Origin of the sequence: Aquimarina sp. RZ0 (genome assembly GCF_008370685.1) — a bacterium.
GTDB lineage: Bacteria > Bacteroidota > Bacteroidia > Flavobacteriales > Flavobacteriaceae > Aquimarina.
Genome location: NZ_VTZU01000062.1, coordinates 16,661 through 41,927, shown reverse-complemented (window position 1 = coordinate 41,927; position 25,267 = coordinate 16,661). Strand labels below are relative to the sequence as shown.

At 30.8% G+C, this 25,267-nt stretch carries 23 protein-coding genes; 6 read left to right on the top strand and 17 right to left on the bottom strand.

Annotated features, from left to right (window positions below; genetic code table 11):
• Positions 1–188 precede the first annotated feature (188 nt).
• Entirely contained in the window at positions 189–821 is a 633-nt protein-coding gene (locus F0000_RS20510; protein WP_149626594.1) for an ABC transporter ATP-binding protein, read from the bottom strand.
• 103 nt (positions 822–924) lie between these two features.
• On the opposite strand from F0000_RS20510, the gene F0000_RS20505 reads away from it, so the two are divergent.
• Together F0000_RS20505 and folE are read left to right on the top strand one after the other, a co-directional pair.
• Positions 925–1,329 carry a MerC domain-containing protein gene (locus F0000_RS20505; protein WP_255452823.1) on the top strand — a complete coding sequence of 135 codons (405 nt, stop codon included), beginning with the start codon at positions 925–927 and terminating at the stop codon, positions 1,327–1,329.
• A gap of 6 nt (positions 1,330–1,335) precedes the next feature.
• On the top strand, positions 1,336–2,013 hold the full coding sequence (folE, locus tag F0000_RS20500; RefSeq protein WP_149626593.1) for a GTP cyclohydrolase I FolE: 678 nt from the start codon (positions 1,336–1,338) through the stop codon (positions 2,011–2,013).
• Between the two features lie 307 nt (positions 2,014–2,320).
• On the opposite strand, the gene F0000_RS20495 is transcribed toward folE, so the two are convergent.
• The 9 genes from F0000_RS20495 to F0000_RS20450 all read right to left on the bottom strand — a co-directional run bounded on the left by F0000_RS20495 (position 2,321) and on the right by F0000_RS20450 (position 8,847).
• A complete protein-coding gene (locus F0000_RS20495) occupies positions 2,321–2,515 on the bottom strand; it encodes a co-chaperone GroES (protein ID WP_368668123.1) in 195 nt (64 codons plus the stop codon).
• Positions 2,516–2,625: 110 nt separating this feature from the next.
• The gene (locus F0000_RS20490; protein WP_149626592.1) at positions 2,626–2,820 is read right to left on the bottom strand and encodes a general stress protein CsbD; all 195 of its coding nucleotides are present in this window, start codon (positions 2,818–2,820) and stop codon (positions 2,626–2,628) included.
• 1 nt (position 2,821) lies between these two features.
• A complete protein-coding gene (locus F0000_RS20485) occupies positions 2,822–3,865 on the bottom strand; it encodes a beta-1,6-N-acetylglucosaminyltransferase (RefSeq protein ID WP_149626591.1) in 1,044 nt (347 codons plus the stop codon).
• A 237-nt stretch (positions 3,866–4,102) separates the two neighbouring features.
• Entirely contained in the window at positions 4,103–4,453 is a 351-nt protein-coding gene (locus F0000_RS20480) for a cupin (protein ID WP_149626590.1), read from the bottom strand.
• Between the two features lie 666 nt (positions 4,454–5,119).
• Positions 5,120–5,974: a prohibitin family protein gene (locus F0000_RS20475; protein WP_149626589.1), complete on the bottom strand. Its 855-nt coding sequence runs from the start codon at positions 5,972–5,974 to the stop codon at positions 5,120–5,122.
• Between the two features lie 402 nt (positions 5,975–6,376).
• Positions 6,377–6,916 carry an AraC family transcriptional regulator gene (locus tag F0000_RS20470; protein WP_149626595.1) on the bottom strand — a complete coding sequence of 180 codons (540 nt, stop codon included), beginning with the start codon at positions 6,914–6,916 and terminating at the stop codon, positions 6,377–6,379.
• Positions 6,917–7,203: 287 nt separating this feature from the next.
• A complete protein-coding gene (locus tag F0000_RS20465; protein ID WP_149626588.1) occupies positions 7,204–7,539 on the bottom strand; it encodes a hypothetical protein in 336 nt (111 codons plus the stop codon).
• 156 nt (positions 7,540–7,695) lie between these two features.
• Positions 7,696–7,890, bottom strand: a complete 195-nt coding sequence (locus F0000_RS20460) for a cold-shock protein (RefSeq protein ID WP_149626587.1) — start codon at positions 7,888–7,890, stop codon at positions 7,696–7,698.
• A gap of 762 nt (positions 7,891–8,652) precedes the next feature.
• Positions 8,653–8,847, bottom strand: a complete 195-nt coding sequence (locus tag F0000_RS20450; RefSeq protein ID WP_149626586.1) for a cold-shock protein — start codon at positions 8,845–8,847, stop codon at positions 8,653–8,655.
• A 1,203-nt stretch (positions 8,848–10,050) separates the two neighbouring features.
• Here F0000_RS20450 and F0000_RS20445 point away from each other — a divergent pair.
• Complete coding sequence (locus F0000_RS20445) at positions 10,051–10,329, top strand: T9SS type A sorting domain-containing protein (RefSeq protein WP_188112200.1); 279 nt, start codon at positions 10,051–10,053, stop codon at positions 10,327–10,329.
• Positions 10,330–10,594: 265 nt separating this feature from the next.
• Here F0000_RS20445 and F0000_RS20440 read toward each other — a convergent pair whose 3' ends face one another.
• Positions 10,595–13,774 (bottom strand): beta/gamma crystallin-related protein, encoded by a 3,180-nt coding sequence (locus tag F0000_RS20440; RefSeq protein ID WP_149626584.1) that lies wholly within the window; start codon positions 13,772–13,774, stop codon positions 10,595–10,597.
• A 783-nt stretch (positions 13,775–14,557) separates the two neighbouring features.
• On the opposite strand from F0000_RS20440, the gene F0000_RS20435 reads away from it, so the two are divergent.
• The 3 genes from F0000_RS20435 to F0000_RS20425 all read left to right on the top strand — a co-directional run bounded on the left by F0000_RS20435 (position 14,558) and on the right by F0000_RS20425 (position 18,821).
• Positions 14,558–15,070: an RNA polymerase sigma factor gene (locus tag F0000_RS20435; protein WP_149626583.1), complete on the top strand. Its 513-nt coding sequence runs from the start codon at positions 14,558–14,560 to the stop codon at positions 15,068–15,070.
• 156 nt (positions 15,071–15,226) lie between these two features.
• The gene (locus F0000_RS20430) at positions 15,227–16,135 is read left to right on the top strand and encodes a FecR family protein (protein ID WP_149626582.1); all 909 of its coding nucleotides are present in this window, start codon (positions 15,227–15,229) and stop codon (positions 16,133–16,135) included.
• A gap of 115 nt (positions 16,136–16,250) precedes the next feature.
• Positions 16,251–18,821: a carboxypeptidase-like regulatory domain-containing protein gene (locus F0000_RS20425; protein ID WP_188112199.1), complete on the top strand. Its 2,571-nt coding sequence runs from the start codon at positions 16,251–16,253 to the stop codon at positions 18,819–18,821.
• A 198-nt stretch (positions 18,822–19,019) separates the two neighbouring features.
• On the opposite strand, the gene F0000_RS20420 is transcribed toward F0000_RS20425, so the two are convergent.
• From F0000_RS20420 to tpiA, 6 genes are all read right to left on the bottom strand, one after another.
• Positions 19,020–19,247: a YceI family protein gene (locus tag F0000_RS20420; protein WP_255452824.1), complete on the bottom strand. Its 228-nt coding sequence runs from the start codon at positions 19,245–19,247 to the stop codon at positions 19,020–19,022.
• A 539-nt stretch (positions 19,248–19,786) separates the two neighbouring features.
• The gene (locus F0000_RS20415) at positions 19,787–20,632 is read right to left on the bottom strand and encodes a M57 family metalloprotease (protein WP_149626579.1); all 846 of its coding nucleotides are present in this window, start codon (positions 20,630–20,632) and stop codon (positions 19,787–19,789) included.
• Positions 20,633–21,488: 856 nt separating this feature from the next.
• Positions 21,489–22,346 (bottom strand): M57 family metalloprotease, encoded by an 858-nt coding sequence (locus tag F0000_RS20410; protein ID WP_149626578.1) that lies wholly within the window; start codon positions 22,344–22,346, stop codon positions 21,489–21,491.
• Between the two features lie 819 nt (positions 22,347–23,165).
• Positions 23,166–23,441: an ATP-dependent Clp protease adaptor ClpS gene (locus F0000_RS20405; protein WP_027392496.1), complete on the bottom strand. Its 276-nt coding sequence runs from the start codon at positions 23,439–23,441 to the stop codon at positions 23,166–23,168.
• 66 nt (positions 23,442–23,507) lie between these two features.
• Positions 23,508–24,347, bottom strand: a complete 840-nt coding sequence (gene prmA, locus F0000_RS20400) for a 50S ribosomal protein L11 methyltransferase (RefSeq protein WP_149626577.1) — start codon at positions 24,345–24,347, stop codon at positions 23,508–23,510.
• Between the two features lie 113 nt (positions 24,348–24,460).
• Positions 24,461–25,213, bottom strand: a complete 753-nt coding sequence (gene tpiA / locus F0000_RS20395) for a triose-phosphate isomerase (RefSeq protein ID WP_149626576.1) — start codon at positions 25,211–25,213, stop codon at positions 24,461–24,463.
• Positions 25,214–25,267: the final 54 nt, after the last annotated feature.

Below are 25,267 nucleotides of genomic sequence, written 5' to 3'. Positions count from 1 at the left end.
TACCTCGATCAAAAAAGAAAACTAGGACTAGTGAAAAGAATTAGAAAACAAATTGATAAATTTGGATTAACTAATGATGATTTGCAAATAACTGTAAATCAGTAGTGTAATTTTACGTTAGTCAGAAATACTAAGCAGCGTATTCAAAGGTTTTGAAATTAGATTTTTGAAAGCTAAGTATAACAATTTTATAGAATTATATGTTTGTTGAAATGTGATTTAACTCTTTGGTCATGAGTAATAATGATCAAATTACTTTTACAAATTTGAGCTTCTTTCTTCAATAAGGAAATGACCTTTTCGCAATTCTTATCATCCAAGTTAGAGGTAGGTTCATCTGCTAATATCACCTTTGGTTTGTGGATAACCCCAAGAGCAATCGAAAGTCGCTGCCGCTGACCTTCGCTTAATTCATGAACCTTCTTATTTCTAACTTCGGTTAACTCTAATTGCTCAAGTAATTGCCTCCTTCTGTCTTGATCAGTTGTTTTTTTAGATAGCTTTTCTCGTATCTTCATATTTTCTAATAAGGTCAAAGATTTAATGAAATATGCTCTTTGAAAAATTATTCCAATATTTTTCCCTCTGAAATTATTTAGTTGATTTCTTGTGAGTTGGTGTACACAAGTATTACCAATAAAAACATTCCCTTTTTTAGGAATCAAAAGACCTGCCATAAGATGCAATAAAGTGGTTTTGCCAACACCTGAAGGACCCAGAATTAACGCATTCTGTTCAAATGATAAATCTAGGTCAGGAAAACAAAATGTATGAGTTTTTGTATTCTGATATGTAAACCTTAGCGATGTCGTTCGGATCATAAAATCATTTTTGACAAAAATAGATAAATTTATAAACGCAACAAAGTTGCGTTTATAAAATATATAGTATCTTTGCCCTCATTAAAATATATACACTTTTATTTTGAACATTTTACACATACGTAGCAACTCCGACACATTAGGTATTATAGCCAGTAGTTTATGTTTAGTACACTGCTTGGCAACTCCTTTTTTATTTTTAGTTCATACAGGATTGATAATTTCTGAAGGAACACATCCGTTTTGGTGGAAATCTTTAGATTTTATTTTTTTAGGACTATCTTTTATAGCTGTATATAAAACTACACAGACCACTTCAAATCAAAAAATGAAGTATATTTTTTGGATATGCTGGTCTCTTCTATTCGCAATTGTAATAAATGAAAAACTGGATCTTGCACCATTAGCTGAAGAGTTTATCTATGTTGTTTCAATTTTTTTAGCTAGCCTACATTTTTACAATCAAAAGTATTGTAGATGTAACAATAAAAAATGCTGTACAAATTAATTTATCATGAACACTAGAAATAAAAACAAAATAGAATCCATTGGAGATGCACATATTTCCAATTCGACAGAAACGCCTTTACGAGCAGATGCTTTTGATACGTCTGACGCTGATAAGATTAAAAATATACAATATCATTTTTCGGAAATTATGAAGGAGTTAGGATTAGATTTAACGGATGATAGTCTTTCTGGAACTCCCTATAGAGTGGCTAAAATGTATGTAAAGGAACTCTTTTATGGTTTAAATCCTAAAAACCGTCCAAAAACTTCCATTTTTGAGAATAAATATCAATATGATAAGATGTTAGTGGAGCAAAACATAAATATTGATTCTTCTTGTGAGCATCATTTCCTACCAATTGTAGGTACTGCTCACGTAGGGTATATTCCTAAAGGAAAAGTAATTGGATTATCTAAGATCAATAGGTTAGTTGATTATTATTCTCATCGCCCTCAGGTACAGGAAAGACTTTGTTTACAGATTCTAAAAGACTTGCAGCAAACCTTAGGAACTGAAGATGTCATTGTAGTAATACAGGCTAAACACCTTTGTGTTTCTTCAAGAGGAATTAAAGATAAAAGTAGTTTCACTACTACAATCGAATATAGAGGAAAGTTCGTTGAATCCGATACCAGAAAAGAATTCTTAGCGGTTGTAAATAAACCTTTTGATGTAGCTTAAATGTTGTTGTATATCATAAAATAAAACCCAATAATGAGATATAAACTAGCATGACACACTATATCATATTGGTTGGGCGGTAGAAAAAATAAGGAGTACGGTACCGATAGTATTTTAAGGGAATCTTAGGTACAGTCAGACAATTTTAATTATCCAGATAAAAGTGTCCTTTTATCTTTAGAGATTTTACGTTTTTAAAAACGTCATATTATATTTCACCTGGAAACTTCATCGCAGAGCTTTAATAACATATTTCTTTTCTCAAATATCTGTTTCAATAATCTTATATAAGCTCTAAAGTAGTTGGCTAAATAATACAAAAGATGTTTGACTCTTTTATAATAATCGCATCAATCCCCTCAAAAGTGATTTCAGTTCCGGAATGTTTTCCATATAATACCGTATCACCAACTTTTACAGTCATGGGTTCATCTTTTTTACCCTTTCCTACGGCCAATATGATCTTTTTTTGAGGTTTTTCTTTAGCTGAATCAGGGATAATAATGCCTCCTTTTCATTTTTCTTCTGCTATGTCAGCTTTTACCAATACTCTATTAGCAAGCGGTTGTATTTTGAATTTATGCATACTCTTTTTTTCTTAATTACAAAAATTCAATAGGTTTGTAGTTCCGCAAAAAGCAACTCTAACTCTGCTCTGGTTTTCTTGAGTTTAACAGCAAGATTATCAAACATCATTTCTTTTTGCTCATCTTCAAAATCAAAATCTTTGTCAGATAAAAAAGAAAATCTCCGTTTAAGCATTACCTTTTGCTCTCTCCAACTTCTTGTAATATTTGTTTTAGCCATTTTATTTGTTGCCGTTAAGCATTTTTTTGGGTAGTTGAGTTGTTGAACTTATAATTGTTTTCGGATCTAATAGAATACTTTTTTTTCTATCAGTACTAAACGCTGGAATAAAGTTGACATTCATATTATTAGAACTACTTGATATTTGATCGGTTGTCAAGGCTTCCTCCAAGATGTTCAATATAGATTCATCTACTCCTTCGTCAAATTTTCGTGCGAATAAGTTATCTGCTTGCATTAAAAAGTCAATGTCTGATCCTGTCAAAGTTTTTGGTTTTAATTTCATGTTTTCATCTGGTATCCATATAACAGCTCTTTTATCATCGTTTACAATAATTTCTTTGAATGACGTATTCATGAGTAAAGTCTGAAAAAATGATTTCTCAGCATTTAGTGTATTACGATAAAAAGTTTCGAATTTTTTTACCTCAGGACTACCACAGATAAATTTGCAGCACGCCCGAGTCAAGATCATCCATTGCCCACCGACATACCAAGTCACATTTTTTATAAAAGATTTTTTAAAAGGTATCCTCGAAAAGCCTATATCGATCTGTTGAAAATCGTTTTCAATATGGTTTAATCTATCAGGATACTCTTTAATGTGATTGGTTATTTTTATGAAGTTTTTTTCTTTATTTCTGTGCAAAAAATCAAGAATAGAATTTTGAGACTTTAATGGAAAATCCTGATCGCTTAGATTAATAAAAAAATCCCATTTCAAACAGCGGTTCAGTAAGTATTTCATTCCATTAAGTTGGGACTGTACTGTACTATATCCTCCCCTTTCTATATTTTTACTCGCTAAAAGATAAGCGCTGGAGTAATTTCCTAAAAATGCTTTAATATCTCTTTCTGTGGCGATGTCAACTTCTTTATCGATATGGATCAAGTAGTGATTTTCTGGATGGTAAATGGATTTAAGCAATCGTTCGAGCTGTTTGGGAAAACGATCAACCAATATGAAGTAGGCTATTTTTGGTTTGCTTTTTAGCGTATTAAAATGAATTTTTTGCTCTTTTGTAATGCTTAATCGTTCTGTCATCTGGTATATGTTTTATCTAGAGTTCTTACGTTTTGTAGTAATACACAATAATTATAAAAGTTCTCTTTCAAAAAATACGACTTCTTTTTTATTGGGATCTTTCGCAAACGTACAGTAGTATATTCGCCGGTAGTATAGCCGTACAATCAATTTAACATCAGGGTTTATTTTGGCATAAACCATATCACCTGGCTTGAATTTACTTTCTTGTTCTATCATATCCGTTATATTTAGCTTTTAAATACTTATATCCTCATAACCACTCTTGATGATAATAGATACCATTTTAAAACGCTTATCAGCTTTTACTATATTCCTTGCATGAGCAGGGATAATGATTATCTGACCAGTTCCAATAATATTTGATTCTTCATTAATAATAATCTCAGCTTCTCCTTCAATAATCTGAATAAGATTGTCAAAAGGAGATGTTTTAGAAGATAATGCTTCTCCGCTATCAAATGATGATATAGCTACGACTCCTGTTTTTTTCTTCAGGATTGCTTTTATAACGACAGATCCCGGTATGTAATCAACAGTGTCTGCTAATTCATGCATACAAGATTTTTCTAATTCACTATTTTTCATTGATAAGATGTTAGAAGGTTTGATACTAACTAGTAGAAGGTGATCAGATGGTTTCTTTCATAACATTTAATCATCACTCCTTTTCTGCTTTCTTTTTTCTGCTTTTGCTGCTCTTTTTTCTTTCAAATTTTTTGCAGGTGCTTTTTTACCTGACTTGGCCTTACCTTCTTTTTCTTTTGACATGATTTTCTGTTTTTAAGATTATAAATAATATGCCCATTTATGGACAGTTTCAAAATGTATACAAAAATCAGTTAATTAAAGATTTCATGTGTTACACTGCGCTGAATGGACATTACATATATCACACTTTTAACTATTTCCAATAACAATTGACTTATCTATTTTTTGGCTTGCTATGCTACTGTTGATGACCGTTTCACTGCCAGAGTTATTATGATATAACTAACACCACAATTACCACAGAAATGTTGCTCTATTTAGTTATGAAATCTATTATTTTTCATAGGTAGTGATTTGTATTTATCAAATCCAATATGAAGCTAAAAGCTACTTTTGATTGTTTTAAAATAAAAAAAGCTGATCTTAAAGATTATGCAAGACTATTATATCCTAACCTACTACTTTGTTTTAAAGAATACATTTTGTAATGCTGCATTTTTATTAGTAGAAATCGAATGAATCAGCACAAATAAAATTATCTTATCATTGTTTTAACTTTTTAGCTACATCACTTACTCCTATGAAGGGTATAGCGCCTGCTCCGGTAACTTGTGGCAAAATTCCATTCCATTTTTCTATGGCTTTTAGGTTTGCTTCGATCTTTCTGAGTTCAATTAGATCGGGTGAAATATTCATTTTTTGTAAACGTAGCGCTTCTGCCTCGGCTGTTGCTGCAGCAATAGTTTGCTCTGCTTCGACTTTTATCCTATCCAAATCTCGCTTTGCTTTTAATGCATTTTGTTCAGCGGTTTGTTTTGCTTCAATGGCATCAGTAAAAGTTTGGGAAAAGCTAAAAGAGATAATCGAAAAGGCATCAACGGATATATTTGATGCAAGCAATCTCAAGGTGAGTGCTTCCTGCATTTCGGTACTGACAGCGGGTCTTTTGGTAATTAATTCTTCTGCGGTATACCTGGCAGAAACGGCTTTCATCACCTCTTGAATAGCAGGATCAATAATACGTTCTTTAAATTCTGCCCCAATGGTTTGGTATACAAGATTTGCTTTATCGGGTATGATATGATAATTCAGTGCTACTGATAAATCTACATCCTGAAGATCAGAGGAAGAAGAGGCAGCATCAGTCATTGCTTTTTGGATTTTTACATCTATTAGCGTAACTGTTTGTACTATGGGGATTTTGAAATGAATCCCTTCTCCTAGTACAACATCTTGAACTGCACCAAAATTCTGAACAATTCCTCTTTCACCAGCTCCCACTTGAGTCCATGGCTTAAATGCTATCAATATTATAAGTAGTACTGCTAGAATGAATAATTTTTTCCATTTACCATTTTTTAAAATTTCCGTTATTTTTTTTAAATCTTGATCGTCCATTGTAATTACATTTTGATACAAAAATGTGATAATTATATACATATTACTTTACACTACACTAAACTCATATTACATATATCACACATTATTATATGTCAAAAAAGAAAAGGTTCCTTAGGATGAAAAAATAATGTTCTGAGCTACCTATTGTTTTTAAAAAACAACCTAAACTTTGTGGTGATGAATAAAAAGGTGATGCCCATTAACGTTAACAATAAGGCTAAAAAAAAGAGTAATCATAGAACTTAATGAAGAGTATTTTATAGTCTGTAAGTATCAGGACAATATATCTGTTTATCTGAATGATGCATAATTGAGGAAATGGTATCCTGTAAATTGGTATAAAAGAATGATCTATACGTTGAGAATTTGGTTACTACTTTTTAATCAAGATGAGTTCAATTATAAATCATCCAAATTTTGTTTACGCTTTTCTTTTAGTTGCTTATAAAATGTAGGAGTCAAACCCGTAACTTTTTTGAATTGATTAGATAAATGGGCAACACTGCTATAGTGTAGTTTATAAGAAATCTCAGTAAGATTTAGTTCATCATAGATCAGCAATTCTTTGACTCTTTCAATTTTATGCATAATTATAAATTGCTGAATAGTAATACCCTTCACTTCTGAAAATATATTAGCCAGGTAGGTATAATCATAACCTGTTTTTTCACTTATATACTCAGAATAATTGACTTTAGGCAATTCATCAGTGTAATGAATCATTTCGATAATAACATTTCTGATTTTTTCAATTAGAATACTTTTTTTATTATCCATTAATTCTAATCCTAATTTAATTAGGTTTCTTTTCAGTTGAAAACGTTGTTTCTTAGTTATGTTTTCTAAAACTTCAATACCCCCTAATTCAACAACGATATAATGCAAACCAAGTTTTTTTAGTTCTTCTTTTACCATGAGTTTACATCGTAAACTGACCATATATTTTATGAAGAGTTTTGTGCTCATGATGTTATCAGTTTATATTTTACAAGGTATTTGTTTTATACTACAAATAGGAGGGTTTAAGAAAATAAACGCTATAAGAATCTCTATGCTATAAGTCGCTTTTTCCTGTGGAAACAAGCAAGGGTTCAGATCTTTTACTCGATAATCGAGATTTAAATGCTCCGAGGCTTGCCTCGAAATCAAAATGTTTTTTTCAATAAATGCCTCGTGGGCTTGCCCCGAGGTAGTTTACTATTAAAATTCGGAGTCGTATATCATTCTCAAAAATGTTGCCCAAGCACAATACTCTGTAGGCGTATTATAGTTGATACTTCTCTGCTGCCTTTTTCTTCTGTACGTATATCCCTAGTAAACGAAATGATAAAATTTTCTCCGATATGTGTGTCGATATGTAATGGATATTTTTCGAGTATAACGGACAGGATTTCATTAAAAACCATGGTTTTTTCAAATCCAGATGCAGTTTTAAAACAAAACGAATAACCGTTCTCAACTCGTCCTTGATACCCTCCTTCCAGTTGTTTTATTCGATTTGTTTCCTGGGAAGGGGACATGGCAAATGAAGCTAGTATTATTAGGAATAGTTGTATTCGCATTGTCATTTTTTTACCTTTTGTAATGAGTAATACGTTCTGTATATATATATAAATGCTCTCGTGTAATCTCAATATCTCAATTATGTTTGAACTTGGATTTGGACAATCAAAATTTAAATACATTACCAGCATAGGAGATAAGAGATAAAAGAACTATTATTTAATCAATTCAACATTGACAGCATTCATTCCCTTTTCACCTCTTTCCATCATAAATTTTACGTTGTCGTTCTCACGAATTTCATCTATAATACCGCTTTGGTGTACAAAGACATCCTTATCAGAATCCTTGAGTTTAATAAAACCAAATCCTTTGGCACTATTGAAAAATTTTACTGTTCCTTCTTTCATTTCTTTATATTTATTATTCTATTTAATAGTTGTTAGATATAATTATTTACCCTGTTTATCAATATTTTTTGATAAATATGAGTTCGCTATTTTTGGGGGTTTTTAATACTATCATTTTTTTTAAGCCCGTCCTTGCGTAATTTGGGACAACGAATAATTATAAAAAGATTGAGAAACGAATAGAAATATCTAATTGTGAAGACTTGTTCTATATTGAAAACGATACCCAAACGAATGTTCCTATCCTTACATTTAGCTTAAAAATGTTTTTGCACTATTGCCGAGAAAAAAGAGAGCAGAAAAAGAATATTGAATTTGAGAAAACAAGATTAAATTGGAGCTTTCCGAATTTTAACATTGTAAATATACCTTTAATTTGAATACTATTCACAAATCATATGTTAAATACTGACATACAACATTTAAAGTCTTCAATACAGTAGTTTACACAATAACCTTAAACTATGGATGAATCTTAAATTACTTTATAAAAAAAGAAATGCAAACGCATCCAAAAATTCCTTTAATGCAAAGATAAAAGCCTTGAGAACGCAATTTAGAAGTGTCAAAAATATAGAATTTTCCCTCTTTAGACTAACAAGAATATTTGAATAAACACAACAATTGCTCTTGATCGCAGAAAACTGGATTTAACCGTATAGCTTGAATTTTTTTCAGTCCGAATCATAAAAAAGACCGTTCAAAAAAAACGGTCTTTTTTTAATAAGATTTTATCTATTAAAAGATAAATAGTATTTAGAATTAATCAATAACTTCTACGTTAATTGCATTTAGTCCTTTATTTCCTTGTTCAGTTTCATACTGTACTTTGTCATTTTCTCTAATATCATCTCTTAAACCAGAATTATGAACAAAAATGTCTTCACCTGTTTCTGTTGATTTAATAAATCCGAATCCTTTTGAATTGTTGAAAAATTTTACTGTGCCTTCTTGCATCTTTACTTAATTTTAAATTATTAATTATTTTTTCACAATAAAGAATATCCTAATTAAGAAAAGCATACTAAAGAGTTCTAAATAAAATTATAAAAACTATTCGTATAACTTAAAAACACTATTGAAAAAGTAATTGTAAAAATAAAATTGGAAAGAAGAGAAAAACTCGTAAAAACTAATTGTACTATATACTACCTTAAAATTCTATAGGTATCTTTTATTGTGGTGCAAACTTACGCCATTTATCTGGCACCACCTAATGTTTTATTATAAAAGTTATTCTGCAACAATCAATTAGACTAATCAGATTCCTGAATATGCAAACATAAAACTTCAGAAAAATTAAAGATTAACGAAAGAAAAGCCAATGGGTACCAATGCATTCTATGAAAATTAGTGCTTAAACCGTTATTTTAAATTCTTCTCAAAAGTTTAAAGTATTTTGCATCATAATTCCCTTAGCAAGCTATTAACAAAGCTTGTTCCTCTTTTGCATATTCTGTAATTTCTTCTAAGTATTTTGCAAGAAAGTTTGAAGCGTGATTCATGGAGGTCACGAATAAAATAAAGGTTTCAAAACTAAACCATAAAAACTGATATTCATAATTCGGAATTTAAATCTAAAATTTCAAGATTATAAAACGTATACAAAAAAGCATTAAAACAAGTTCAATGAATTATTAAAACCTACTGATCAGATACCCGTTAAATCCACTTTCATCACTAACAGACCAAGAAGCATCAGAACTTGAAAAGACGATTACTGTTACTTTGTCATTAGAATTTATTAATAGTTTGCTATTTAGTTTATATTGATCTTGATAAAACCTCTTTGTTAATAAGGTTTGAAAGCAATTACTAAATAGTATTAATTATTTAACGATTAATAAAACAGTGTTCGTATCTACAGCAGATGCGTCAGTTACAACCATTGATCCATCATCTATTGTAGCTCCTAATTCCACATAAAATCACCTTCAACAATTTCCTGAGGATTGGCTCCTGTTAAAGTAATTACTGAAGCAGTGGTATCTACTACATTTACTGTTCTAACGAGCTCTTCAGGATTAGCAATTACCTACTAGTAGTTCTGATACCAATGTAGCTACTGTTTCTGGAAATACGGTAACAATTGTTGGAGAAGGTTCTGTTATTATTTCGGCTCATCAATCTGGTAATAAAAATCATCTTTCTGTTAATGTTGTGACTAGAGTTTTAACCATACTTCCTGGAAAAATACAAGAAGAACTCATAAGAATTTATCCTAATCCTGCAGTAAATGAGATTCAAATTTCTGAAATTCAATCAAATAATCGTTTATCGATTTACGACGCAAACGGAAGGTTCGTAAAACAAATAATTGACTATTCGAAAGATGAAACGATAAATGTAACCGAATTACCTTCTGGGATTTATATAGTAGAAATTGTATTTTTTGATTATAAAAGAAAATCAATTGTAAAGAGGTTTATAAAACAATAACTTATTCGATTTTATAGACACTATTCTGGAAAGTATATACTATTTATATCCTCAAAGTATTTTACCTGCAAAGTAATAGCACATATTCATTTTTTAAACTTTGAGCGTTTAAATCACTTCACAAAAAAACGTAATAAAACTAAATCATTGCGTTTTCTTATGTTCACTTTTTAGTTTAGAACGCATCTTGACTTTTTGTTTTTTTAGGAAATAGAAAGTCAAGATGCGTTCTAAATCATAAAATATATTATATGAATCTAGATCATCACATTTTTATAAATTTATGAATCTGTTCCTTATGATTCTCAGGCTTGAACCTTATAATATATATTCCTTTCTGAAGTTGATCAAAATTAAGCAATTCGGCATCATTATGCTTTGTTTTAAACGTACCATTTTTAACAAGTTGTCCAGTAATAGTACTCACTGTATAATAAATGGGTTCGCCCGCATAATTACTTAGATCTACTTTTAATTTTGTCTGAACTGGATTAGGTGAAATTGTAATTCCAGAAAGTACTGCTTCTGATGATCTTGACGTAACGGGTATCAACTTAAATTTTTGATTATTATTAGCAATTGTATAATCCCATAATTTAACATTACCATCATCTCCCGTACTTTTATCTAAAGCCATCGTTGTGCAATGCGTTGGCCTTAAAAAATGATTTTTCCCAATTTTAGTTACATACCATTTTTGATGGTTTGCTCCTGCTGAAGTCCAGGTATTAATATTGGCATTTTTATCACATTTACCAGCAGTTGTTTCTAAAAATCTATTCGTCCCAATGTTTTTAATTTCGTGTATTCCATTTCCTAAATGCCTGAATTGCCATTTATGATCGTTAAAAATTGTATTCGAAGCATACATTCTAACATTATGATTTTCCCAGCTGGGAGCAATAACATTTTGATTATTACCAGTATTCTGAATCAAATACTCGCCATTAACCTCTATATTTTGTTCTCCTTGCCCTTGATTTCTAGATACTTTCATAGAAGAAACTTCGTCATTAAAAGTTTTAGCTGTAAGGCAATTGTCATCAGAGGTTAAAGTAATTGATCTTCCTTCAAAATTATAGTGTTCATATAGTGTAATTTTAAAACCAGATCTTATTTTAAGAGAAGAGGCATCATCATTTTTGAAACCTTCATTTGTGATATTTGGGTAGTCACCGACTCCTAGTTTTATCCTATTTCCAACATAATTGCAATGCTCATATAGTGTGACAATATCATCATTTCCTCCTCCGTTATTTCCTGAAACTGGTACATCAGCCTTTTGAAACCCGGTTCCTGGAACACCTACCATTACAAAAGGTTTATCCTGATTAGATATAGATACTGCATTGCCAAAAGGATATGCCATTCCTTTATTTTGTTTTACCCAATTTGCTCCACCGTCTTTTGAAAACCAAATACCGTTACTTTCATCTTTTAGTCCTCCTGAATATAGGGCACTTGAAGAGGTGGCATACAAAATATTAGAGTTTTTAGGCATAATTGCTACTTTTCTCATAAACTTATCTGTGAGCAACTTCTCCCAGCTATTTCCTTTATTTTTACTTCTGAAAAGACCTCTTTCCTTACCAGCCTCAAATACCGTTACATATACCCAATTTTTATTATTAGGGTCTGTTTTTATATCATAAATACCTTTATAACGATTGTTCCCAAATTCTAACAATGTATTGTCTGCTGGTAAATTCTTATTAAAAGAACCCAATCTATTCCAATTTTTGCCTCCATTTGTAGATCTCCAGAGCCCTTTGGTTCCTCCTGCATATATTAAGTTTCTATCCTGTTGATCGATTGCTGTAAAATTACAATTACCACCAACTAATACCTTTGACCATTTATTACCATCGTTGATACTTTTATACACATCTCCATTAGCTGTTGCAAATAGAGTTCTATTATTTCTTGGACTTTTGACATCTATAGATAACCCATTTACAAATTCTTTTGATTCTAAACCTGTGCTTACCTCTATCCAGCTTGACCTTTCTCCTTTATTGGTGCTTTTTAGAATAAATCCTTTTCTAACAGTAGTCCACACCACATTTTCTCTATCCGGATCTGCAATAATAGAGTGAGCATTCCCTCCTTTACCATTTCCCCATCCGTATTTTATATCATCAGTATTACAATTCTCCCACGTTTGTCCTTTATTTAGGCTTCTCCAAACTCCCATATCAGCGAGAGCCAGATAAATAATATTTGGGTTTTTGGGGCTAATACTCATGTCATAATTTACGATATTATCTACTCCTGTACTTTGCCAACCATTTGCACCTACTTTTTTAGCGTGTAGAACATTAAAATTTTTACCTCCATCTTTGGAGCCCATTACCCATTGAGAGTTTGTCCAATAAAAATTATTTGCATTTGATAAATCTTCTCCAACTGTTCTACTATATCCATCTCCAATACCACTGTAGGTACCTTGTGTTTCTCCATGAAATGTAGTCTGCCACTTTGTTACATCACTTAGTTTTGTGAATGACCTACCTCCATCAGTAGATAATCGAGTACCAGACTTTGGATTCCAACCAGCAACTGCTCTTGTTTCTACAAGTGTAATGTTTGAGTTTTGAGGATGAATAAATATTTGACCTCCCTGATCTTGCATTTTTGTCCAGCTATTTCCTCCATTAGTACTTTTATAAAATTTACTAGCTAATCCATCCATCCAAAAACGATTATCACAATCTGCTTTTACTGCTGTAATATATAATGTATTGGGATTCTTGGGATCTATTGCAAAATCTGCAACTTCTGTAAATCCTTCAAAATTATTATTTGCAGTGATGTTTTTCCAATTGATCCCTCCATTGGTACTTTTATAAACATCAGCAACAGAGCAAACAGGTCTTCCTTTTCCTGTAACCAGATATACCTCGTCTGCATTCTTTGGGTTTACTACTATCTTTATAATTCTTGTTTTAGGCAGATTCCTATCAACTCTAACCCAGGAGTTTCCTGTGTTTGTAGTTTTCCATACTTCGGCATTTAACGTATTCCAATTTCCTTTATGCCGTGATGCATATCCAATCCATGGCTTGTCTGTAGCTAATTCTATGTCACTGACATATCCACCGCCATCCATAACTCTATCCCAGGAATCCCCCCCATTTGTGGTTTTGTATATTCCTCCAGTTGCTATAAACATGATGTTACCATTGGTGCGATGAAACCCCATACCCCCTATATGGGTATCATTAATTCCTCTACTTGCACCACAGACATCCCAGGTTCTGCCACCATTTTTACTTCTGTAGGCACCGCTTAAATCACTTCCCGCCAAGACAATTCCAGATTTACTAGCTCCAATGGAACTAAACCAACCTCCTCCTCCAGGGTTGGTCCGTTTCCATTGATGCGATTGAGAATGAGAAATACTTGAAATAAGTATTAATATCAAAAAAATATAAAGTTTTTTCATAATTAAGTTAGGTTAAGTTGAGTTTGTAGTTTGTAGTTTGTTAATGATAAAGGTACATATGATATTCTCTGACTACTCTTTTCTTATAGTATTCGCATATGATTACTGAGAATCTGTTATCATTTTTAAAGTATTCGATATTATACTAAAAAACAACAACTCACACACCACCTATAACACTAATAATCAAAACAATAAACTACTAACCAATACTTATTTGACAATACCTAAGTACATGTTTAGTTTTGCAGAACTCATCTTGATTTTTTATTTTTTAAGAAATAGAAAAAATCAAGATGAGTTCGTAGTTAATAATCCTGCTACTTTTTTGATTTTTTTCTTTGATTTTGTATCGTTTTTTGGCTTACTGTTCCAATAAAACCTGTAATAATCCAATTGAATCACTGAACTTTATATATTTTTATGATAAAAAAGGAAGATTTTGTAGGTTCGTTAAAAAGCAAAGTTTAGAGTTAAAAAGAATTAGTAGTTAAGTTTTTGTTGGTAAGAATTCCTTGCGTATAAAAACAAAGCCGTTGAAGGCATAGCTCAAAAATAATTCTCAAGACTATGAGAAAAATCTTTCAAAGGAAAAATCATAATAATTTAAGCCGTTCATCTCGTGTTAAAAAAAATACAAAATATGATGAATTATTTAGAAACCAATTAAATAACTTGTGATATATTCGCGGACTAAAGATTTTTTATTAACTTCTCCGAATGTAAATAATTTATTAAATCTGAAATTATTACCACTGCGCGATAAATATCTTCTAGAGATCTATGAAAAAGAAGTCTGTTTGTGAAAAGAAAAATTTTGAATCAATCTTTAATGAATATTCTGCATCATTAAGAAATATTATTTATTATAAATGTGGGGATATGGATCTTGCTGAAGACATTATTCAAGAAGCATTTGTAAAATTATGGGCGAATTGTAAAAAAATATTATTTGAAAAATCCAAGTCTTTTTTATTTACTGTTGCCAATAATAAACTACTAAACCATATAGCACATCAAAAGGTAGTTCTTAAGTATGAACAAAAACCTCATCATTCTGAAGTCAATAATCAAGATCCACAGTTTATTATGGAAGAGAATGAGTTTATGAAAAAGTTAAAAAAAGCAATTGATGAACTACCGGAAAAACAACGGGAAACATTTTTGTTATCCAGAATAGATAAAAAATCGTATAAAGAAATATCAGAAATAACAGGTGTATCTATAAAAGCAATAGAAAAGAGAATACACTATGCTATGTTAAATTTAAGAGAAAAATTAGGAGATGTTATATAATAATTTAGGGTTAAAGCTGTTGTACTTGTTTATTATACACTATGCTATACTAAATTTTAAAAATTTAGCATATATTTTAGAATATAAAGTATAGGGTAAAAGCCTTTAAGTTTGTTTATTAATATGATGGGGGCTATAAACAAAAGATAAGAAACCATGAAAAATCCGTATCCAGATGATAATTTTTTAGCCAGATGGCTAAGTAATAATCTGACTACCAATGAGAAAGAAGAATTTGAAAAATCTGAAGACTATAAGAAATATAAGAGAATTATTGATAAAGTAGATACCCTTGGTTCACTTCCTTATGATAAGAAAAAATTATTCAATTCGATACAAAGAAATATTGAAAAAGAGAGCAAAACAATACAATTAGTTCCAAAATGGATCTATGGTGTTGCTGCAACTTTATTAATGATCATGGGGTTATTTGTTTTATGTGATAGTTCTACCAAGTATTCTACTGATTTTGGCGAACAAACTTCACTAACATTGCCTGATGGCTCTGAAGTTATTCTAAATTCTAAGTCGTCGTTAAAATTTAAAAAAGCTGATTGGGACACTAACCGAACTGTGACATTGACTGGAGAAGCGTTTTTTAAAGTTAAGAAAGGCTCTGATTTTCTCGTAAATACATCATCAGGAGATGTATCCGTACTTGGCACTCAATTTAATGTAAATAGTAGTAGTGATTTCTTTGAGGTAATGTGTCACGAAGGAAAAGTCAAGGCCATTGGCACTGCTGGCAAAACGATTATTCTAACTAAACAGAAAGCTTATAGAATTGTTGGCAATACTGTTGAAAATTGGGATATCAAAGAATTAAAACCCAGTTGGCTATCTGGAGAAACTACTTTTCTTAATACTCCATTAAAACAGGTTATTGAATCTCTTCAGAATCAGTTTGACCTTACTTTTGACAAAAATGACATTAATGAACACAAACGTTTTACAGGGAGTTATAGCCATAATGATATTGAACTTGCATTAAAAACAATCTTTGTTCCTATGGAAATTTCGTTTACTTTAAAAAATAAAAACAACGTGATTTTAACTAAAAAATAAAAACAATGTAGTCTAATTAAAAAAAAATAAAAACAATGTAATCCTAAATAAAAACAGCGTTATCCATATTAAAAAATAAATGAAACTAGTTTATTTTTATCTTTTTATAATATGTATGTATTCTAACTTATTTTCTCAGAAAACAATACAGTTAGAATATAAAAACACGTCTTTAAAAACAGTTTTGGAAACATTAGAAAAATCATGTAACATAAAGTTTTCTTTTAATTCAGAGCTCATAAAAAATAAAAAAATCACCATTAAGGATAACGATTTACTTGGAAATATTCTCAAAAAAATACAGGTCCAAACTTCTTTATTCTTTGAAAAAATAAACAATAGATACTATATAATAAGAAATAAAAAAGCTCCTCATATCTGTGGTTATTTAGTAGATGCTAATAATAAAAAACCTATTTCTGAAGCTTTTATACAGAATCATACTAAGTCTAAAACCGTAATTTCTGATACTGATGGTTTTTTCCAAATAGATGTATCTGAAAATGACACTATTAATATTAGATTCTTGGGCTATAACTCAAAAAAAATAATAGCCCAAGAATTACAACAAACGGACTGCAAAAATATATTCTTATATGAAGAAAGTTTTCAATTAGAAGAAGTATTGATCGAAGAATATGTGACTTCAGGAATTTCCAGAGAAGAAGTTACAGGCGCTATCAACATTAATCCCGATAAATTAGGCATTCTACCCAGATTAATAGAGCCAGATGTGTTACAAACGATACAATTTCTTCCAGGTGTTCAAAGCCCCACAGAAACAGCTTCCGGAATACATATCAGAGGAGGCACACCAGATCAAAACCTGGTCTTATGGGATGGTATTAAAATGTATAGTACTGGCCACTTTTTTGATCTTCTATCGGTGTTCAATCCCTATATAACAGAAAATGTAAAACTCTTTAGAAGTAGTACAGAGGCTAGATATGGTAATCATATTGCAGGAGTTATTGACATCACATCAAAGAATGATGTTCCTAACAACTTTGGAGGAGGGTTTGGTTTTAATATGACCAATATAGATGCCTATCTAGAAGTACCAATCTCTAAAAATTTTGGAGTCATCATTTCTGGAAGAAGATCATTTACAGATGTTTTAAAAACACCTACTTTTGAAAGTTACTCTGAACGCAGTTTTCAGAGTATTCAATTTACGCAAGATGATCAACAATTCAATCCAGAGACCGTAAAGAGCAAAAACAATTTCTATTTTATGGATTTGACGTTAAAAGCAATTGCAAATTTCTCTGATGATGAAAAATTGACGGTAAGTTCCATTTTTACTAACAACACACTAATGCATAAGCTGGACGTACTGAATATCTCAGTTTTAGATGAACCACCCTTTGATAAAAATCAAAAAAATGATCTAGAGTATAGAAATGAAGGACTTAGTATGGATTGGAGCAAAAATTATAATGCAAATTTTTACCTCTCAACCAAGGCTTATTTTTCTCATTATAATTTTGATTATTTCGGAACAAGAGAGTTTACACAATTAAGGGAAAATGACTCTATCTTTATTAGTAATTACACTATACAAAAAAACAGAATCAAAGATCTCGGCGCTTCATTTCATAGTAGTTGGAAAGTAACACCATCCCATAGCATTCATTCTGGTTATGAGTTTTCTACAACCGATGTATTGTATACATCAGGTTTTTTTGATGAAACACCTTTTATTGATAATGATCATAATATAACACATGCATTTTATGGAGAATATCGATTTAATTATAATAACAAATTTTATTTAAATACTGGAGTCCGGGGTAACTATTTTTCTATTGCAGATGAAATTTTCTGGGAACCCAGAATTAGTGCACAATTCCGATTATTAAAAAATTTAAAATCCAAAGCTTCTTTTGAACGCAAAAACCAGGTCATGAGCCAAGTTTTTAACTTTCTGGAAACAGATTTCAACCTTGAGAATCAAATTTGGTTATTATCTGGCTCTGATGCTACATCTATACTTAGTAGCAATCAGATTTCCAGCGGTTTGATTTATAATCAAAATGACTGGTATGTGGATATTGAAGGCTATTATAAAACTACCAAAGGGCTTACGTCATTTTCTAATGGTTTTAATGATTCGTTAATCAGTATTTATCAAGGAGAAGCAGAAATTTTGGGGTTGGATGTATTGATTAAAAAAAGATTTAATAACTACAGAACATGGGTTGGATACTCTCTAACAGATCAAACTTTTAGATTTCCGGATATAAATAATGGTAATAGCTTTCCTGGTAATTTTGACATTTCTCATTATTTATCCTGGGTACATTCATACCAACAGAAAAACTTTGAATTTTCATTGGGATGGAATATAAGAACTGGCAGACCATATACCCCCGCTACTGGTATCACAGAAACAGAAGATTTTATTTTAATTGATTATCAAGGTACCAATAGTAAACGTCTGGAAACTTATCACCGCCTGGATTTCTCAGCTTCTTATTCGTTTGCTCTTTCAAAAAATAAACAATGGAATAGTCAAATTAATTTTTCTTTATTTAATCTATACAATAGAAAAAACATATTAAATAGAACCTACGATATTTCACTTGAAACTGGCAATACTCCAGAAGAAAGCATTTTTTTACTAGAGACAGACACTTTTTCCTCAGGAATCACTCCTAACTTATCGTTTAGAATAAACTTCTAATATTTTAAAAATTATTCCCAACCACTAATGCCCTAAATCTTTATTTTTATTTTATTATCTATAAAAAAAGAGCCATTATCCATTTTTTTATTGAATTTTATTCCATAATCAAATCTATCGATAACCAAATCAGCTTTAATTCTCATTGTTTTCTTTTTTGTCGGGTCTACAAATGGTCCTAATATCTCAGCAGGAAAGCTATTTTTTTTTTGTAATATTTTTTATTGTTAAACTTCCTTCTATTCTATACTTATTGATATCTTCTTTTCTTATACTACTGGAAATAAATTTAATTTCTGGGTAACTTTTGGCATCCAACCACATCGATCCAATAAGATGTTTGTCCCTTGTCTCGTGATTGGTATCCAAACTATTTACATTGATCACAATATCAACTTGTGAAGAATACGATTTATAACTAAAAATTTCGCATATTCATCGTTTCTTTTTCCTTTCTACTTCGTTTAAAAAATAAACCGTAGCTATAGCTATGCTTGATTTTTTTGCCTTGCATAAAGAAAAAATAATTCAATGAATTTATACGAATTTTTTAATCACAAATCGTATGAAACAGATTTAAAATAAAAAAATGTAAGAGGTCCCAGTAAAAACCAAGAACCATAACGTGTGCCATAAAAAACACCTCAATGCACTTTATACACCTGACGAATAGACAAAAACTCAGATAAATACCAAATAAATAGTAAAATTATCAAAAATAAATATCTATTACTCATGCGTTCTCTTTTCTCCTTAGATAGTAAAAAAGTGGATATCACAAACATACCCTGAAAGATGACAACAATGATAAAAATAGACCAAATATCAAGTTTCATATTTATAAACATATGAATTCTTTAGAATAACAAATTGATAATCAACTATCTTTTTCTTAAAAAAAATCCATCTTGATCATTGTGATCAAGATGGATAGCCATAAAAGTTCAAAGCCGGATAATATATTATTAATATAGGTATTCTAGTGCAATCCTATCAAAATTACTTATTCTTCCATCTTCATTCCCAAAACAAGAAATCATAACAGAATCACGATCTAAACCTGGGGCTCCCCACCTATTTTCTGAAGGAGTTCCAGGAATTCTTATTGCTCCAGGAGCTCCACTACCTTCATTACCACCATCACTACATCTTCTTCTGGCATAATCAGTATGTCTAAGTCCAATGGCATGACCCATTTCGTGAATAATAACATGAGTATTCACATTCGAGCTAAGCGAATTCATCCCACCAAAAATTTGGATAAATTTACCTGGTCTTCCGCCACTAGGAAACTCTGCCTTTCCTCCTTGTCCAGAACCACCAGCATTATAGATTACCATATCTGCATTTGTTGTAGCCGCAAATCTTAAATTGAAACGTAATGATATATTCTGTGCATTAAATGTATTTACCGCCCGTTGCAATCCATTTCTCATTACATTAGTAAGTGCAAACCCTGAACCCGTAAATCCAACAACACTAATAGTACGACCTTGACTTACGGTATTCCTGGTTCTATACTGCTTTGTACCATTGGTATCTCCTGCTAAGGCTTGCTCTGCCAATTGATCCAAAGCCATAAAAATATCTCCTGATAAGATCCCATTTGTTTTTTCAATCTCTCCCGGGTGCTGAAGGCTGTGATACTTTGCCCCATTAGGGTTTACTCCTGCATCCCATAATGCAATTTGATGTGCTTTACTGAGCTCTACAGTCTCAGTCTGTATTTCATTTGTTAATTCTTCTTTCTGACAAGATGTTACAAAACCTGTTGCGATAGCGCAAAGCGCCAATAATTTCATTTTTTTCATTTAAAAAAGTTGAGTTTCTGTATTATTATTTTAAGTTAAAAAAGCTTTGAATTTTATGTGATTCTCGAGGGTTCGAAGGTATATTATTTTCAATGAATTACAAAAAAGAATGAATTATTTATTCATAATACAGTTTTTTTATAAAAATAATACAATAAAAAACATAAAAAAGGCTAATTTTTTACATTTTATTTAATTCGTGTTTATCTAAAAGAATCGTTCAACTTTTAGTAGTACCTGATATATTTTGATAAATGAACTGATTCCAAGTTTAGAAGATTTCTTATCCGAAAGAATATGGTAAACCTATATCATTATTACGGCTCCTATTTTGACTTAAATTTGCTAATTGGAATACAAAAAAAATGCAATAGGTTAAAAAGCTAAAAAAGTATAGTTTTAGGTAAATTCAAGTTATAATTACATTATTATACTTGCCTTAGATGAAATCACCAAGAACTGAATCAAATTGTTTTTTTATTCAGACGAGAAAGAAAATTCATAGATAACAGTACTATTGATGCTTATTATTTTTAAATATGAAACGAAAAAAATGATTTTAGCAGGTAATTTTATTTGACGATGGTATTAGTTACTTGAAGAGGTCACTACAAAAAACGATAGTAGAAAGGTTTATTAAGTAAAAAAATCTCTTCTTTCAGAATAAAAGAGATGTTGTATTAGTTTAGCAAAAATGATTAAACCATTTTTAAAGTAGAAAATAATCTAAAATATCTATAGGCGTTGCCATTCTATTAAAAAAAATCCATCTTGATCATATGATCAAGATGGATACTTAAAAAGCTCAAAGCTAAAATATTTTTGAATCTTTACTTTATTATAATCTAAAAATTATCTAGTATAAGAAATTTAAAGCTACAATATCAAAATCACTAAATTCTCCATCTTCACTTCCATCAAAACAAGAAATCATAAAAGAATCTGAATCTAAACCTGGCGCTCCCCATCTATTTTCTGCAGGAGTACCTGGTATACGTATTGCTCCAACACCGCTAGAACCTTCATTACCTCCTCCACATCTTCTTCTTGCATAATCTGTATGACGGAAACCAACAGAATGTCCTATTTCGTGACCGATTACGTGCTCATTTAAATTATTACTTGAATTTGCTAAACCACTCAGGATTCTTACGAATTTATTTGGTCTACCTGCGCTAGGAAACCCAGCTGATCCACCTGATCCACCTTGATTAGCATCAAATACTACCATATCTGCAGCTTCAAAATTAGTGCCAAATGTCAATCTAAAAGTTAATGAATTATTCAATCTGTTATAATTATTCACTGCCCATTGTAATCCTGTACGCATATTACTTGACAATGCATTTACACCTCCTGTAAAACCTAAGATATCAATAGTTCTATTAGAACCTGTCACTAGATTACTGGTTCTATATTGTCTTGTTTGTCCATCCTCAGCTATTCCAAGATCAAACAAACCTTCTTCTAGCATGCTTACATCAAGCATAATATCACCCGATACGGCTACTTTACGAGTAGTACCATCAAGATCAGTTACAGAGCTAATGTATGCACCTCCTGGATTAACTCCGGCTCTAAGTAAAGCATCATTTTGTACTTTTGAAAGCTCTATTGCCTCTGGTTGTACATCACTACTAATTTCATTTTTTTCGCAAGATGTTACAACACCTGCTACAATAGCGCAAAACGCTAAAAATTTGAATTTTTTCATTTTTTTAAAAGTTGAGTTTGTGTAGTTCTATTAAATAATATAAAAGAAGATAGATATACTACGGTATCTATTTACTTTGCAACAATTTTAAGTAAAGCTTTGAACTTTTTTAATCTTAAGCGGGTTGAAGATATGATAATTTTTTTAAAATATTAGCTTATAATTTAAATAATTCTCTGCAATCAAAAGAAATAAATAGAGTAAATGCAATAAAAACACATAATAACTAGTAATCACATATCTTTAAATCATACAATAAAATCGACCAAATACACAATTTATACCGCATAATCTTTATCCGCTCATTCATAAACGATTAGTCTAATTAGCAGTATTTGGAAGATTTTCAAAATGTAGTCAAAAAAACCAACAAAGAAGCTTTTTTCTTACATATCATAAAATTTAATTACACTTTTGTTAAAAAACATTAATACTAGTTTTTTTCGTTGAGTTCTATGCTTAATATGTTGGAAAATCATATTGTAATTTATAACAAACAAAGCACTTGATGCTGATCGAATTTGTAATATTCCCATACGACCCTAATTTCTTTTAATCAACTGATTATTAGAACATAAAATTTTCGACATTTTTTGTTACAGATTCTATTGTTTCAAAATGCTTATAATTCAATTCTCAAGTAAAATTACTTACCAGAATCATTTAAGGAAGGTGTAAACTTGATCTATTAAAATTTTCAGGAATTAGACTTCTCAAAAAATTGCATAAAAAAAACTTAACCACAGTTAAGTTTTAAGAATTTATCTTTTATGATTTTTGATACTATAATTTGATACTATAAATTAATATAACATTACGTTAAACTATCTCAGCACTTAAACCTGCTTGTAATAGTTTAGAGCATCTGGGAACTAATTCTTCATAAACGCCTGTTTTTACAGTACATTTTCCTTTATAGTGCACGAGCATAGCACATTGTTCTGCTTGAACAGGAGTATGTTCGCACGTATAGATTAATGTCTCTATGACATGATCAAATGTATTAACATCATCATTATACAAAACAATTTCATTATTATTCTGCTCTACAGTTTTTTCTAAAACCTCTTCTAAAACCTTTTCTTGAGTGCTCATCTCACTATTTTTATACATTTTCTACAAATATACTATATCAAATACAAAAAATAATCTTATCGCAAATTATTTTACTTTGTAACAAGCTGCAATCCAATTATTTCGTTCTAAATTTTCTATGAATTCTAAATTATTTAATGCACATGTTTCTGTAATTACCTCTAAATCTTCTTTATAAAAACCACTTAAAAGTAAAACACCTTGATCATTCAGTGTTTTAGCATATACAGCGATATCATCTAAAAGTATATTTCTATTGATATTTGCTATCACTACATCATATTTTTTCCCTTCTAATAATGATGCTTCTCCTTCATATGTAGTAATCTTTGAACAATGGTTACGTTCTATATTCTCTAGTGTATTCTGATAACACCAATTATCTATATCAATAGCATCTATTGGTTTAGCTCCTTTCATTTCTGCCAAAATCGCTAAAACTCCCGTACCACATCCCATATCCAGCACCTTTTTATTTTTTAGATCATTCTTTAAGAGATGTTGTATCATCATATGAGTCGTCTCATGATGTCCCGTTCCAAAAGACATTTTAGGCTCAATGACTATGTCATATTCCACTTCTGGCTTTTTATGAAAAGGTGCTCTTACACTACAAATATCATCAACAATAATAGGAGTAAAGTTTTTCTCCCATTCTTCGTTCCAATTAACCTGTTCTATTTCTTCTGTTTTATAGGTAATTTCAAATTCTCCTGAATTTAATATATGAATATCATCTAATATCCCCTCATACCAGGTAGGTTTTTGTATAAAAGCTTCTACTCCATTTTCTGTTTCTACAAAACTCTCGAATCCAGCATAGCCTAATTCTGCTATTAAAATCTCTGCAGCCGGTTGTAATGGTGCTATTTTAAAATAATAACCAATATAAATAGGAGTTGACATCTTTGTGTTTTAAAAAATTCAGCGCACAAATTTACTATTTTTAACTAGCAAAAAAGACATCCGTACCTACGAATGTCTCCTGTGTATGCTAATCTATTACGAATTTTGAAAAACTATATTGCATTCACAATTGCAGCAAAACTTTCTGCATCTAATGCTGCACCACCAATCAATCCTCCATCTACATCAGGTTTAGCAAAAATCTCTTTGGCATTTGCGGGTTTTACACTTCCTCCATAAAGTATAGAAACTTCTTCTGCTATAGAATCATTAAATGCCTTTGCAATCGTGCTACGGATAAAAGCATGCATCTCCTGAGCTTGTTCCGGGCTTGCTGTTTCTCCTGTCCCTATGGCCCATACCGGCTCATATGCCAATACTATATTTTTCCAGGATGCAGCGTCTAATCCAAATAAAGCATTCTTTAATTGGGTTTCTACTACACTAAAATGTTTTTCACTTTTACGATCCTCTAACTCTTCTCCAAAACAGAAAATGATGGTCATATCATGTTTTAATGCCGTTTTTACTTTTTCTAACAATAATTCATCCGTTTCACCAAAATAGGCTCTGCGTTCACTATGACCAAGAATTACAATCTCTATCCCAACACTTTTTAGCATACTTGCAGAAATTTCTCCGGTAAAAGCTCCGTGTTCTGCCTGGTGCATATTTTGCGCTGCTACTTTGATATCAGATCCTTTTAATTCTTCAAAAGCATAGTATAAGTTTGTAAACGTAGGTGCAACAATAATTTCGGCGTCTGATGATTGCTCTAATGTTGTTTTAAGTTCTGAAATTAAAACTCCTGTCTCAGCCAGATTTTTATTCATTTTCCAGTTTCCAGCTACAATTTTTTTTCTCATTAATTTTTAATTTAAGTATTTATATTGTGGTTATAGTTTGGTTACTATTTTAAA